Annotated in this window: 15 protein-coding genes; 13 read left to right on the top strand and 2 right to left on the bottom strand. The window is 44.3% G+C overall.

What is annotated here, in order from left to right:
- Positions 1 to 37: 37 nt before the first annotated feature.
- From BVG16_RS03070 to BVG16_RS03125, 12 genes are all read left to right on the top strand, one after another.
- Positions 38 to 1,015, top strand: coding sequence for an ABC transporter substrate-binding protein (locus BVG16_RS03070; protein ID WP_078497042.1), 978 nt, complete (start codon positions 38 to 40; stop codon positions 1,013 to 1,015).
- A 123-nt stretch (positions 1,016 to 1,138) separates the two neighbouring features.
- Complete coding sequence (locus tag BVG16_RS03075) at positions 1,139 to 1,606, top strand: Fur family transcriptional regulator (protein WP_078497043.1); 468 nt, start codon at positions 1,139 to 1,141, stop codon at positions 1,604 to 1,606.
- A 5-nt stretch (positions 1,607 to 1,611) separates the two neighbouring features.
- Positions 1,612 to 1,839 carry a membrane protein insertion efficiency factor YidD gene (gene yidD, locus BVG16_RS03080; RefSeq protein ID WP_078497281.1) on the top strand — a complete coding sequence of 76 codons (228 nt, stop codon included), beginning with the start codon at positions 1,612 to 1,614 and terminating at the stop codon, positions 1,837 to 1,839.
- A gap of 50 nt (positions 1,840 to 1,889) precedes the next feature.
- Positions 1,890 to 2,129 carry a hypothetical protein gene (locus BVG16_RS03085; RefSeq protein WP_144027273.1) on the top strand — a complete coding sequence of 80 codons (240 nt, stop codon included), beginning with the start codon at positions 1,890 to 1,892 and terminating at the stop codon, positions 2,127 to 2,129.
- A 66-nt stretch (positions 2,130 to 2,195) separates the two neighbouring features.
- On the top strand, positions 2,196 to 4,172 hold the full coding sequence (gene metG / locus BVG16_RS03090; protein WP_078497045.1) for a methionine--tRNA ligase: 1,977 nt from the start codon (positions 2,196 to 2,198) through the stop codon (positions 4,170 to 4,172).
- Between the two features lie 234 nt (positions 4,173 to 4,406).
- Positions 4,407 to 5,375, top strand: coding sequence for a metal ABC transporter solute-binding protein, Zn/Mn family (locus tag BVG16_RS03095; protein ID WP_078497046.1), 969 nt, complete (start codon positions 4,407 to 4,409; stop codon positions 5,373 to 5,375).
- Positions 5,376 to 5,404: 29 nt separating this feature from the next.
- Positions 5,405 to 6,184 (top strand): metal ABC transporter ATP-binding protein, encoded by a 780-nt coding sequence (locus BVG16_RS03100; protein ID WP_078497047.1) that lies wholly within the window; start codon positions 5,405 to 5,407, stop codon positions 6,182 to 6,184.
- Between the two features lie 20 nt (positions 6,185 to 6,204).
- Entirely contained in the window at positions 6,205 to 7,014 is an 810-nt protein-coding gene (locus BVG16_RS03105) for a metal ABC transporter permease (RefSeq protein WP_078497282.1), read from the top strand.
- Between the two features lie 16 nt (positions 7,015 to 7,030).
- Positions 7,031 to 7,735 carry a cytochrome c biogenesis CcdA family protein gene (locus BVG16_RS03110; RefSeq protein ID WP_078497048.1) on the top strand — a complete coding sequence of 235 codons (705 nt, stop codon included), beginning with the start codon at positions 7,031 to 7,033 and terminating at the stop codon, positions 7,733 to 7,735.
- Positions 7,736 to 7,833: 98 nt separating this feature from the next.
- On the top strand, positions 7,834 to 8,262 hold the full coding sequence (mntR, locus tag BVG16_RS03115) for a transcriptional regulator MntR (protein WP_078497049.1): 429 nt from the start codon (positions 7,834 to 7,836) through the stop codon (positions 8,260 to 8,262).
- Positions 8,263 to 8,933: 671 nt separating this feature from the next.
- Positions 8,934 to 10,490 (top strand): family 10 glycosylhydrolase, encoded by a 1,557-nt coding sequence (locus tag BVG16_RS03120; protein ID WP_078497050.1) that lies wholly within the window; start codon positions 8,934 to 8,936, stop codon positions 10,488 to 10,490.
- A gap of 74 nt (positions 10,491 to 10,564) precedes the next feature.
- Positions 10,565 to 11,542, top strand: coding sequence for a patatin-like phospholipase family protein (locus tag BVG16_RS03125; RefSeq protein WP_078497051.1), 978 nt, complete (start codon positions 10,565 to 10,567; stop codon positions 11,540 to 11,542).
- 107 nt (positions 11,543 to 11,649) lie between these two features.
- Here the strand turns inward: BVG16_RS03125 and BVG16_RS03130 are convergent, their stop codons facing one another.
- Positions 11,650 to 11,958, bottom strand: coding sequence for a hypothetical protein (locus tag BVG16_RS03130; protein ID WP_078497052.1), 309 nt, complete (start codon positions 11,956 to 11,958; stop codon positions 11,650 to 11,652).
- 27 nt (positions 11,959 to 11,985) lie between these two features.
- Positions 11,986 to 12,876, bottom strand: coding sequence for a DUF1385 domain-containing protein (locus tag BVG16_RS03135; RefSeq protein WP_144027287.1), 891 nt, complete (start codon positions 12,874 to 12,876; stop codon positions 11,986 to 11,988).
- Between the two features lie 225 nt (positions 12,877 to 13,101).
- On the opposite strand from BVG16_RS03135, the gene BVG16_RS03140 reads away from it, so the two are divergent.
- Positions 13,102 to 13,641: a YqhR family membrane protein gene (locus BVG16_RS03140; protein ID WP_078497054.1), complete on the top strand. Its 540-nt coding sequence runs from the start codon at positions 13,102 to 13,104 to the stop codon at positions 13,639 to 13,641.
- The last annotated feature ends 61 nt before the right edge of the window (positions 13,642 to 13,702 follow it).

Consider the following 13,702-nt stretch of genomic DNA (forward strand, 5'->3'; position numbering starts at 1 on the left):
CAAAATCAGTTGAAATAAAAAGGAGAAAAAATTGCAAATGAAGGTATGGCAGAAAGGCTTTTTTCTAGTATTGATTGTATCCTTATTCCTGACAGCATGTTCGGGTGGAAAGTCCACAAGTTCGGACGCGAGCGCAGCAGCAGACGACAAAGCGAACACGGCGGAAGCGACTGAAATCGTGGTGAAGCATGCGATGGGAGAAACCAAAATCAACCCAGAACCCAAACGCGTTGTTGTGCTAACGAACGAAGGAACAGAAGCGTTGCTTGAACTCGGCATCAAACCCGTAGGTGCTGTGAAATCGTGGACAGGTGATCCTTGGTATCCGCATATTAAAGACGATATGGAAGGCGTGACAAATGTAGGAGATGAGAAACAGCCGAACATCGAGCTGATCGCATCGCTTAAACCGGACCTGATTCTTGGGACGAAAATGCGTCATGAGAAAATATATGCGCAATTGTCTGCGATTGCACCGACAGTTATGTCGGAGACCCTTCGCGGTGAATGGAAAGATAACTTCAAATTATGGGCGGAAGCTGTCAATAAAAAAGCGGAAGGCGACACGATCTTAGCGAAATATGAATCACGGATCGCTGCATTTAAAGAAAAAGCCGGCGATCAACTCAAAACGCAGGTATCCGTTGTGCGCTTTATGCCAGGCATCGTACGGATTTACTATAACGATACGTTCTTAGGCATTATCCTGAAGGAAATTGGCTTTGCGCGTCCGGAGAAACAGGATTTAGCGAAATTCGCTGATGATATCGGGAAAGAGCGGATTCCGGAAATGGAAGGCGATATTCTCTTCTACTTCACGTATGAGACAGGGAATGGTGAAGCATCAGCTCTTGAGAAAGAATGGACGAACGATAGTCTGTGGAAGAACTTGAATGTTGTGAAAAATAAAAAAGCGTTCCTTGTGGATGATGTAATATGGAATACGGCGGGCGGTGTGCGTGCAGCAAACATGTTGTTAACGCAGCTTGGTACGTATTTTAATGTAGAAGTATAGTGACATGAAGCTCTCCTGTGAAGGGGAGCTTTTCTTCTATCGAGCGCAGATTTCACTTGATTGACGGGTGTAGAAATTTGTTGCATTATTAAGAGATAGAACGGATAGATGGAGGTAAGGGCATTGTTGAAGACAGAAGAGATCGTTCAGATCATGTCCAAACAAGGTCTGCGAATTACCGATCAACGGAGAACGTTAGCGAAGTTGTTCGCAGAATCAGCAGGTTATTTGTCACCGAAAGATGTTTATGAATATATGTGTCAGCATTATTCCGGCTTAAGCTTTGATACCGTATATCGCAATTTACGTGTCATGCAGGAGCTGGGTGCTTTAGAGCAAATCATGTTCGAAGAGGGCGTGAAATTCAAGGCACGTTGTTCGGAGGATCATCATCACCATCATTTGATTTGTCTGACGTGTGAGAAGACGTATCCGATTACCTTCTGTCCGATGAAGCTGACGGATGTTCCAGATCAATTTCAAGTGGTGAAGCATAAATTCGAAGTTTTTGGTTATTGCAAAGACTGTCTTGCCACCGAAGCTGAAGGGTTGAGTGTACCCTCTTCAACAGCTGTCGAGATATCGAAGTGAAGCCGATGAAAATGGTGGTCAAAGCGCCGATTCATTTTTATCGCAAAGTAATCTCGCCTTTGAAGCCGCCGACATGTCGGTTTTATCCAACATGCTCTGCCTACGCCTTAGAAGCGATTGAAGTTCATGGGGCGGCGAAGGGATCTTGGTTAGCGATCAGACGGATCGGTCGATGTCATCCTTTTCATCCAGGTGGGTATGATCCAGTTCCGCCGCGCAAATCGACGACGTGATTCGTTGCCTTGACATTCGCTGTCGATGTCGCTATATTCAAGGTATATATGTGATCCAACGAAGAGATGAGTACACAGAGGTGCCTAGTCCAGAGAACCGGGGAAAGCTGCGAACCGGGATAGGAGACATTGTGGAAGATGGTCTTGGAGGATTTGCTCTCGAGCAGCATGTAGGGTTGACCTCTTGCTGTAAGGTTGCAGCGTGCCCAGCGTTAATGGACAGTCCAACAAAGGACTGGTTGAGCCTTTCTTTTGCGAAGAAGAAAGGAAATTTGGGTGGTACCACGTGAGCATACTCTCGTCCCATAGCGGGGCGGGAGTTTTTTGTATTTTTATATTAGAAGGAGATGTCATGTATGAGTAACTCAACGAACACATTCTACATTACGACGCCGATTTATTACCCGAGCGATAAACTGCACATTGGTCATGCTTATACGACGGTAGCAGGAGATGCCATGGCACGCTATAAGCGTCTACGCGGCTTTGACGTCCGTTATTTAACAGGTACAGACGAGCATGGACAAAAGATTGAGCAGAAGGCACAAGAAGCAGGGAAGACACCTCAGCAATTCGTAGATGATATTGTAGCGGGAATCAAAGAACTCTGGAAGAAGCTTGACATTTCGAATGATGATTTCATTCGTACGACCGAAGAACGTCATAAAAAGGTGGTTGAGGTCATTTTTGACCGCTTGCTTCAGCAAGGTGACATTTATAAGGGCGAGTATGAAGGCTGGTACTGTACACCGTGCGAATCCTTCTTCTTGGAGCGTCAATTAGTTAATGGGAATTGTCCGGATTGCGGACGTCCTGTACAGCTTGTCAAAGAAGAAAGTTACTTCTTCCGCATGAGCAAATACGCGGATCGACTTCTCGCTTATTATGAAGAGAACCCAGACTTTATTCAACCCGAATCTCGTAAGAACGAGATGATTAACAATTTTATTAAGCCGGGACTAGAGGATCTTGCCGTATCTCGTACATCTTTTGATTGGGGTGTGAAAGTAAAAGGCGATCCGAAACATGTGGTTTACGTATGGATTGACGCACTGTCGAACTATATTACTGCTTTGGGCTACGGTACGGACGATGAAGCTTTGTTCAATCGTTACTGGCCGGCTGATGTTCATTTGGTAGGGAAAGAAATTGTACGTTTCCATACCATCTATTGGCCGATCATGTTGATGGCATTAGAGTTACCGCTGCCGAAGAAAGTATTTGCTCATGGTTGGCTGCTCATGAAAGACGGGAAAATGTCGAAATCAAAAGGGAATGTCGTGGATCCCGTGACCTTAATTGACCGGTATGGTCTGGATTCCCTTCGTTACTACTTGCTTCGTGAAGTGCCATTCGGATCAGACGGATCGTTCACGCCTGAAGGCTTCGTGGAACGGATTAATTCAGATCTTGCGAATGATTTAGGGAATTTGTTGAACCGTACGGTTGCGATGGTAGATAAGTACTTTGATGGTGAAGTTCCGCAGTATACGGGGGATGTCACGGCATTTGACGGAGTCTTAAAGGAAACAGCTTTACAAACGGTCCAAAAGGCTGAGGAAGCGATGGATAACATGGAATTCTCCGTAGCCTTGACGGCAATTGGCGCCTTCATCAGCCGGACGAACAAGTATATTGATGAAACCCAACCATGGGCACTTGCAAAAGATGAGGCGAATCGTCCGGAGCTTGCGTCCGTTATGGTTCATCTCGTCGAAGCTTTGCGGATCAGCTCTGTGCTGCTGCAGCCGTTCTTAACGCAAGCCCCTCTCAAAATCTGGGCACAACTAGGCCTTGCAGTTGGAGAATTGACGACTTGGGATAGCACCCATACGTTTGGACTTATCCCAGCAGGTACGAAGCTTGTGAAGGGGGATCCTATCTTCCCGCGTCTGGATGCAGCGGTTGAGGTAGAATACATTGCATCTGCCATGAAAGGCAATGCAGCACCTGCAGCAGAAGAAGTGAAACCAGCACTTAAGGTAGAAGAAGAGGCACCCGCTGAGGCAGCCGAGATTGCCATTGACGATTTCATGAAGGTTGAACTGCGTGTTGCCCAAGTCTTGGCGGCAGAACCCGTCAAAAAGGCAGATAAGCTGTTAAAACTACAGTTGGATCTTGGTTATGAACAACGTCAAGTCGTTTCGGGCATCGCGAAGTTTTATACCCCAGAACAATTGGTGGGTCGGAAAGTCATTTGTGTGACAAACTTGAAGCCAGTGAAACTGCGTGGCGAATTGTCCCAAGGGATGATCTTGGCGGCTTCTAAAGGGGAAGAACTAACGTTAGCGACCGTTCCGGATTCCATGCCGAATGGTGCAATCGTGAAGTAATTCATTATTATCATAGCTTGGAGTAAGGTCTATCAAAGTCGTATCTTCAACGATACACTTGGTAGACCTTTTATTTCCTCGTCCGTGCGTCTGCCTATGATGTAAACTGTGTTTTCTCTGATACACTAGAGAGAGTACAGTTTTTTGGTATTGACAGGGACGAATAAACTACTTATAATCCTAACAGTAATGTTTACGATTAAGTGTAAGGACAGGGTTGGGGAGGAACAAGCAATGAAAAGAGTTAGAATTGTACTATTTTGTACATTAATCATGGTATTAACATTGGCACTGGCTGCCTGTGATCAGAATAATACGGTGAAGTTAGATGAGAATAAAATGAATGTGGTGACAACGATATTCCCAATCTATGATTTCGCCCAGCAAATCGGCGGGGAACACGCGAACGTCATGAATATCATTCCTACTGGGGTAGAACCTCATGATTGGACACCGAAGAGTCAAGAGATGAATGTAACGTCGAAATCGCAGCTCTTACTGTATAATGGCGCTGGATTAGAAGGTTGGATTCCTAATTTTTTGCAGGGGCTAGGTGCGGGTTCAAGTCTCAAAACGGTTGAAGTGAGCCAAGGAATTGAACGGATTCATGCCGATGGCACGGATGGGCATGACCATGGAGAGAAGACGAGTGACCATAAAGATGACCATGCAGGAGATATTTATATCGATCCACATACCTGGGTGAGCCCCAAATCAGCACTCATCATGGCGGAGAATATTAAGAACAGCTTCATCGAAGTTGACCCGGGGAATAAGAGTGACTACGAAGCGAACTACGTGAAACTTGAGCAGAAGTTGAAAGATTTGGATCAGAAATTTACGACAGAACTCTCAGCAACGAAGAAAAAGGAAATTGTCGTCTCACACCAAGCTTTCGGTTATTTATGCCGTGATTATGGGTTAACCCAAAAAGCGATGATGGGATTGTCTCCTGAAGCAGAACCTCGCAGCCAAGATATTCTGGCCTTGACGAAGTATGTGAAGGAACATGAGATCAAATATATATTTTTCGAGGAGCTTGTGTCAGATACCGTAGCTAAGATGTTAGCCAGCGAGGCGAACGTCGACACAATGGTGCTGAATCCGATTGAAGGATTGACGAAAGAACAGGCTGCATCTGGTGAAAATTATGTTACATTAATGGAACGCAATTTGCAAAATTTAGTGAAGGCTTTACAATAGAGGAAGAACAAATAAAGGGGAATGCGAAAATGGCGATTGAATCATCTATGAATGCGCTATGTCATCAACATGTCATCCAGCTCGACCATGTTTCTTTTGACTACCAAGATCAATCCGTAATTCGCGATTTGAACTTTGCTGTGAAGCAGCGTGATTTTGTCGGACTGATTGGTTCCAATGGTGCTGGCAAAACAACGTTAATGCGCATGATCGTCGGTTTGTTAAAGCCGAAGACCGGGTCGATCGAATTATTCGGAGAACCGATAAGTCAATTTAAAGATTGGCAGCGAATAGGTTATGTGCCGCAGAAAAATTCATTTAATCCCTTGTTCCCAGCAACGGTACGGGAAGTTGTTCAGTCGGGTGTCTTCGGAAAACGAAACATCGCGCGGAAGATTCCGAAAGCAGATGTACAGAAGTGTACAGATGCAATGGAAGTGATGCGGATATCGGATCTTGCAACGAAACGCATTGGACAATTATCCGGGGGACAGCAGCAAAGGGTGTTTCTTGCTCGGGCATTAATTAATAATCCCGATTTGCTCATCTTGGACGAACCTACCGTAGGCATTGATATTGAGACCCAACATGATTTTTTTCAGCTGGTTCAACATATGCACCAACATCATCGCATGACGTTCCTTATGGTGTCGCATGACATGGAAATGATTGAAGCATATCTGGGAAAAGAGCCTGTTCAGCAGAGCGGCAAATTAAAGTTCTATGTGAAGCACTCGCATGAGATCGAAAATTGTGTGGATACGAACTTAGCACATAGCTTATCGACGCGAGAGGCCGAGTTACACTAAAGGGGACGTTAGGATTGAATATGGTACTAGAGTTACTGGCGAGTGGATTCTTCTTAAAAGCACTCATCGGAGGTGTTCTCATTGCGGTCGTTGCACCGTTGATGGGAACTTTTCTCGTGTTAAGACGTTTATCCATGATTGGAGATACCTTGGCGCATGTTACGATTGCCGGTGTCGCATTGGGTTTTCTGATACAAGTGTATCCGTTGTTGGTTGGATTGATATTTGCCTTGCTGGCATCGTTTGCGATCGAGAAGCTGCGTAAAGCGTACAAGACCTACGCAGAGCTGTCCATTGCGATTATGATGTCTGGCGGGGTGGCGTTGGCTTCCCTGTTTTTCACCTTAGGGATGAGTTTTAATCTGAATGTATCAAGTTATCTATTCGGCAGCATTTATACGTTAACCAATGCAGACATTTATGTCGTCGCGGGTGTGGCGGTTATCATTCTTATTGCGGTGGCCGTTTTCTGGAAGGAATTATTCTTGCTCACCTTTGATGAGGATGCTGCGGAAGTCACTGGCTTACCGGTTAAAATGTTAAATGCGATGGTGACGGTGCTTACGGCCCTGATCATCAGCGTGTCGATCAAAATCGTAGGTGCCTTACTGATATCGGCATTGCTAACGATTCCGGTTGCATGCAGTATGCTCATTGCGAGAGGGTTCAAACAATCTATTATTTTCTCTGTTATTATCGCAGAAATTGCCGCGATTGCGGGACTCCTGATTGCCGGGGTGTGGAGCTTGGCGCCAGGAGCAATGATCGTACTGATGTTAATTGCCATGCTAATCGTGACGATGATCGTCAAACGAGGTCTCAAAGTTTAGGGGGAACGATATCGAGATGAACGTATGGATTGCATTCTGGGCAGGGCTGGCTTCTTTTATTTCGCCCTGCTGCTTACCGCTTTATCCTTCATACATATCTTTTATTACAGGCATGTCTGTGAATCGCTTAAAGACCGAACAGAATACGCGTGAAGTTCGGATGCGTACGATGTCGCATACGTTTTTCTTCGTATTAGGGTTCTCTATCGTGTTCTATGCGCTAAGCTACGGTGCGAGTCTTATCGGAGATGCATTTATTAATTATAAAGATCTCATTCGTCAAATTTGTGCCATTCTTATTCTTGTCATGGGCTTGTTTCTGGTCGGTATCTTTCAACCGCAATTCTTAATGAAAGAGCGTAAAATGCAATTGAAATTTAAGCCGGCAGGCTATATCGGCTCTTTCCTATTCGGTATTGGCTTCTCCGCTGGCTGGTCGCCGTGTGTAGGTCCAATTCTAACGGCGATTATTGGTCTTGCTGCGACGGAGCCGAATACATGGCTGTCGCTGATTACGGCTTATACGATTGGCTTTGCGGTTCCATTCTTCATATTTGCATTTTTTATCGGCTCGACACGTTGGATATTGAAGTATTCGAATCTTCTGATGAAAATTGGCGGCGTGGTCATGATCATTATGGCCATCTTATTATTCACGGATCGCATGAGTCAAATTACGATCTGGCTGCAATCCATCACACCGGAGTGGTTGAAATTTTAAATGTATAAAAACTTGGGCATACATGGACTTGCATTTGAGTATCCAATCCATGTATCATATCTAAGTACGATTTATTAAGCTGGAAAAGAGGGGAACCAATGCCTACACCGAGCATGGAGGACTATTTGGAGCGAATTTACAAACTGATTGATGAAAAAGGCTATGCACGGGTATCTGACATTGCGGAAGGTCTTGAAGTCCATCCCTCCTCTGTAACGAAGATGATTCAGAAGCTGGATAAAGATAACTATCTTATATATGAGAAATATCGCGGTCTTATCCTAACCAATAAAGGGAAGAAGATGGGTAAGCGATTAGTGGATCGTCATCAATTATTAGAGGAATTTCTAACCACCATTGGGGTTCAACATGAGAACATTTATACCGATGTTGAAGGCATTGAACATCATCTCAGTTGGGATTCCATTACTTGTATTGAAACGCTATTGGAGTTTTTCAAGCGTGATCCGGAACGATTGCGTCAATATCAATCACTTCAAAGCGAGTTAACCGAAAGTGACACCTAAAAAAACCTGAAGATGAAGATTGCTATGTTGTATAAATTCAATAACTTTAATGGATTTGCCTATATTTAAGCGTCTATATTGTATATTTCCAACAAAAACGGAGGAAAAACGCCAATAATGCTCAATTCATGGCTCTTATCCTGCATAAATCCAATATAGATGAGTAACAAAGCTCATTCGGACGTCTTATCCTGCATAAATCCAACATAGCATCAATGGGAGAAAAAATTCGGTCAGAAAGACCGAAGGTACTGAAAAATTTATGTTTTTCATTTCTATGATGGTTTTTTAAGAGGCGACTATTTGTTCGATTTTGAACGAATAGTCGTCTCTCTTTGTATCAATTCTTACTTAGAGTTCTTTATCAAGGTCATCATTCGTTCGTTTGAGATGGACAGCGAGTATTACCATGCACCTTGCATTTGCAGGCTCGCTTATTTAGGTTGAAGGTACTTTTTGAAGAGCCCCTTCTGCGGAAACAGGGGGTTTTCATGTCTATATACAGCTCTATGCAACTATTTAACGAATAAACTCGTTTTATATCATAGTGAGGATGCCTCTATTCATAGGATTCGTATTTACTACCTCTAAGCGCGGTCGCTCATCTTCGAATGGACTTCGCTAGAGGTATTTATCATAATAATAGAATGACATTTATATGGGAGGTAGAAATGAAGTTTAGTAGATTAATGCTTGTTGTCATGGTTTTCTTTTGTATTGCACCATCCTTTTCTGCATTCGCAGCAGGGAAGGAGAAAGAGATCCAACTCTTTCTCAATGATCGGCGCATCGTTACAGATGTTCCGCCCTATTTGACACCCGGAACGAATATCACCATGGTTCCTTTGCGTGTGATCAGTGAATCGCTAGGAGCTAATGTGGATTGGAAGAATAGAGTTGTCACAATCTATCAGAATAATAATGTGCTGGTATTACAAGAGAACAGTAAGACGGTAACGGTCAACGGGGCACAAGTTCAACTCGATGAACCAGCTTCAATGAGAAATTCGCGTGTGCTGGTACCACTTCGTTTTGTAGCTGAGAATTTGGGCGTAACCGTCGATTGGAATGGTACGGCACGGACCATCTCACTGACCTCAGAACAAGATACATATCCGAAGGAAGAAAATGAATTACGTGGGGCTTGGGTATCCACCGTATATAACCTAGATTGGCCTTCGAAATCGGGTCTTTCTAAGGAGCAGCAACAGGCAGAGTTCACGAAGCTGTTAGATGATTTGAAAACAACGGGCATGAATGCCGTATTCGTACAGGTTCGTGCGGCTTCCGATGCGTTCTATCCTTCGAAGTTAGTTCCATGGTCCAAATATTTAACAGGTACGCAGGGACAAGATCCCGGTTATGATCCGCTAGCCTTTATGATTCAAGAAGCTCATGCTCGCGGGATGGAATTTCATGCGTGGTTCAATCCATTCCGAGTCAGCGTTGATGATAAATTGCAGAATTTATCGTCAGATAATCCAGCCATCCAGCATCCGGATTGGGTCGTCAAGCATCAAGGGAAGCTGATGTTCGACCCAGGTATTCCTGAGGTACGCGCACATATTATTAGCGCTATTATGGAAGTTGTGAATCAGTACGATATCGATGGCGTTCACTTGGATGACTATTTCTATCCTTACGGGCAGAACGTCGAGCCGTTCGCGGATGATCAGACCTATGCAACGTATAACCAAGGGAATTTCAATAACAAAGGCGACTGGCGCCGCGACAATGTGAATCAATTTGTAAGGGAATTAGGTGTACAAATTCATCAAGCGAAAAGTCATGTGGAATATGGAATCAGTCCATTTGGTGTTTGGCGGAACGTGAAGCTGGATCCTACAGGATCAGCGACAACGGCAGGGGTAAATAGTTATGATGATTTGTATGCCGATGCAAGAGCGTGGATCCAGAATGGTTGGATCGACTACATTGCTCCTCAAGTCTATTGGAATGTGAACACCAAAGCGGCTCCATACGATAAAGTCGTAGATTGGTGGGTCCATGAAACAAGAGGGACCTCCGTCAAGCTTTACATCGGACAAGCAGCATATAAGTTAGGTACCACAGAAGCAGGTTGGGGAACGGCCGATACGATTATCAATCAACTAGACTATAATCAACAATCTGGGCAAGTTACAGGCAGTATCTTCTTCAGAGCACAGACCCTGCAGAAGAATGTACTTGGCATTGCTGATCGCTTACAAGCTTATTATTCCCGATAACATAAAGATATGTGCATGCCGCATAAGCTTGTAGTGAAGTGCATAGTGTTGTCTTCACAAAAGGGGATGAGCGGATGCTTGTCAATGCGGTATTTGAAGGTGGTGGCGTCAAAGGAATTTCGCTTGCAGGGGCAATCAAAGCAGCAGAGGAATTTGGGGTAACCTTTCATCGTGTTGCAGGCACATCCTCAGGTTCCATTGTTGCAGCACTGCTCGCTGCAGGGTATTCGGCAGATGAGATGAAGGAAATTATTATTCAGACACCGTTTTCTTCTTTCCTCAAGCGAGCGCCTATTTTTAACATTAAGTTCATTGGTCCTGCAGTGCGGGTATTGCTGAAAAAGGGACTTTATTCAGGGGAAGTATTGGAATATTGGATTCATTCGATATTGCGGGCGAAGAATATTCGGACGTTTGGCGATCTAGGTCCTCGTAAATTACAAATCATCGCATCGGATATCTCGAATGGGCGATTGTTGGTTCTGCCTGACGATATTGCGAATTACGGGATCGATCCCCCTAAATTCGAAATTGCAAAAGCTGTCCGGATGAGTACGAGCATCCCTTATTTTTTTGATCCGGTTATGATACGAAATTCATCAACGAATCAGATAGGACGAAAGAAGAGTTTTACCAATCAGTTCTCATATATTGTGGACGGCGGGCTCCTTAGCAATTTTCCGCTCTGGCTGTTCGAGAATGAACGGAATCCGCGAACGCAGCAGATGATCCCGACAGTAGGCTTTCAAATGGTTGGTAAACATGAGAATCAGCCTCATCCCATTCAGGGACTTTTCACGATGTTCGAAGCGATGTTCGAGACCATGATGTCTGCCCATGATGAGCGATACATCGAGCAGTACAATCGGTATCGGACGATCAAAATCCCAACGTTAGGGATTCGGAATACGCAATTCGATATTTCAACAGAGCAGAGCTTGCAGCTCTTTGATTCCGGTTATCTTGCAGGCAGGAAGTTCTTCGAACAATGGTCTTATCAACAATATGAATCTCAATATAAGAAATATCAGATACAGCTACCTGTAAAATAAAGCAATGAAAAAGCTCCTGATCTTCATAAAGATCAGGAGCTTTTTGTCATCTCATCGCGGTCACTATCTTCGAAAGGCCACGATAGAGGTTTCTCATGGATCACCTATTAGTGAAACCGAGGGATGTTATCGTCACTGTCATCTTTTCCTTTGGAGCCTTCGATGACACGGAAAGGAACGTTCTTCCGTTTCGGTTTCTGCGACTTCGACGAGTACCGTGCTTCCGTTCGTGGCGATACCTTCACGCGAGGTGTACGTCGATAACGACCTGGCGGAAATTTCAAGAGTAGGAATACAATACCGAACACGACAATGGGAATGAAAAGGTTGTAATTTCCACCAATAATGGCGTCGAGGATACCCAGACACGCTAACCCAATAATGACATAAAAGGAAATTCGATGCCGGTTTACCATGAAACATCATCCTCTCGTGAATAAAAATTACCCTTTAGAAATCTGTTGATCAAGTTCTCTCATCCGATTAAAAGAAGCGATAGATACTTCCACTTGCTCGTCATTCGGCTCTTTAGTCGTCAATAGCTGCAGCCATAAACCCGGATATCCTAGATACTTCAAGACGGGTGTATCGCGAAGCATATTGGTAAAGCGAAGGGCTTCATAGGATACGCCTAGTACGACCGGAAGCAGGAGCAGACGTTGAATGACACGCTCCCACAAGTTATCCCAAGGGAAGAAGGAGTAAATAATCACACCAATAATGACGGATAGAATAATGAAGCTGCTGCCGCAACGATAATGAAGCGTGTTAAAGCGTTGTACATTTGGGACGGTTAAATCCAAGCCTGCTTCATGGGCGCTAATGACTTTATGCTCTGCGCCGTGGTACTGGAATAACCTTTTGACCGGCGGTGCCAGAGAGATAGCCCACAAGTACACCAACAAGAGGATGATTTTGATAACGCCCTCAATGAGGTTGTGTAATATCTTATTATCGAAAGCTTTTCCAAAGAGCAAGTTTTCTATAAAAACCGGCACTAAAGTTAATACAACTTTTCCAAATACGAATGCAATGATACCCGCAACGGCCACACCGACAATCATGGCCAGGTTAAATCCTGATTTTTCTTTCTCTTTCATTTTGGCCAGTTCTTCCGGATCATCGATCTCATCTTCAGCATAGGCCTCTGCAGAGAAATTCAGGTGTTGTGAACCCTTGGCGCTGGAATCGACGATACCAACGATCCCTCGAATAAATGGAATCCGTTTGAGAGCCGTTACCCAAGGTTTATCGTTTTTGGGAACTTCATAGAACTTAATTTCGTTATTTTTGCGCCGGACCGCTGTCACATTGACATGTTTACCGCCAAACATGACGCCTTCAAGCACGGCTTGTCCACCATATACGGCAGCTTTGTTATTATTCGACAACGAGGTCACCTTCCCTAATATAGTTATTCGCGCAATACGTGATAACTGTCACATATCAATACATGAGTACCTTCTTATTGTAACGAATTTAATAGCGAAATTCCACCTGTTTACGATTCCAGCAATTGCACATACTAGCGAAATAAACAAGTAGTCGAAAGGATGTCGATGAATTTGATTCAACATGAGCAGCAGAAGAGCTCCACATTAACCAACCCTGTCTTATATTCCTTACAAATCGGATTTTTTGCGGGTCTGATTTGGGGCGGTTTTCGCTGGTTTTTTTTCGTGTTTCAGTTTACAACGGTCTTGCCAGGATACTTGGCGGAGCCTTTTTATAAACATTCCTTTTTATTATCGAATTATGGGCATCTCGTAGGTTGGGGATATTTCACTCTGTTCTCCATCCTTGCTACCATGCTGTACACGTTTGTTTTGCGTAAGCTGAAGGGGGCGTGGCCAGGTCTGATCTATGGAGTGGCTTGGTGGTCGATCCTTTACGGGGCGGTAGGGCCGATGCTTGGCATGATGAAACCGCTGAATAAGATGAGCTGGTCAACGGTGACGACGGAATTCTGTGTTTTTCTACTCTGGGGCCTATTCATAGGCTATTCGGTAGCTGTAGAATATACCGATGAAAGAGGAAGAGAACCAGGTGATGTTGAGAAGAATCAGAACCTGCAACCGGGTAACGTTACGAATTCATAATGGACAGCTTCTCAAGGAGACTTATTATGTGGTAAAATATCGAGTGGTATAATTCCATATT

The organism is Paenibacillus selenitireducens (genome assembly GCF_002021565.1).
Classification (GTDB): Bacteria; Bacillota; Bacilli; order Paenibacillales; family Paenibacillaceae; genus Paenibacillus_K; species Paenibacillus_K selenitireducens.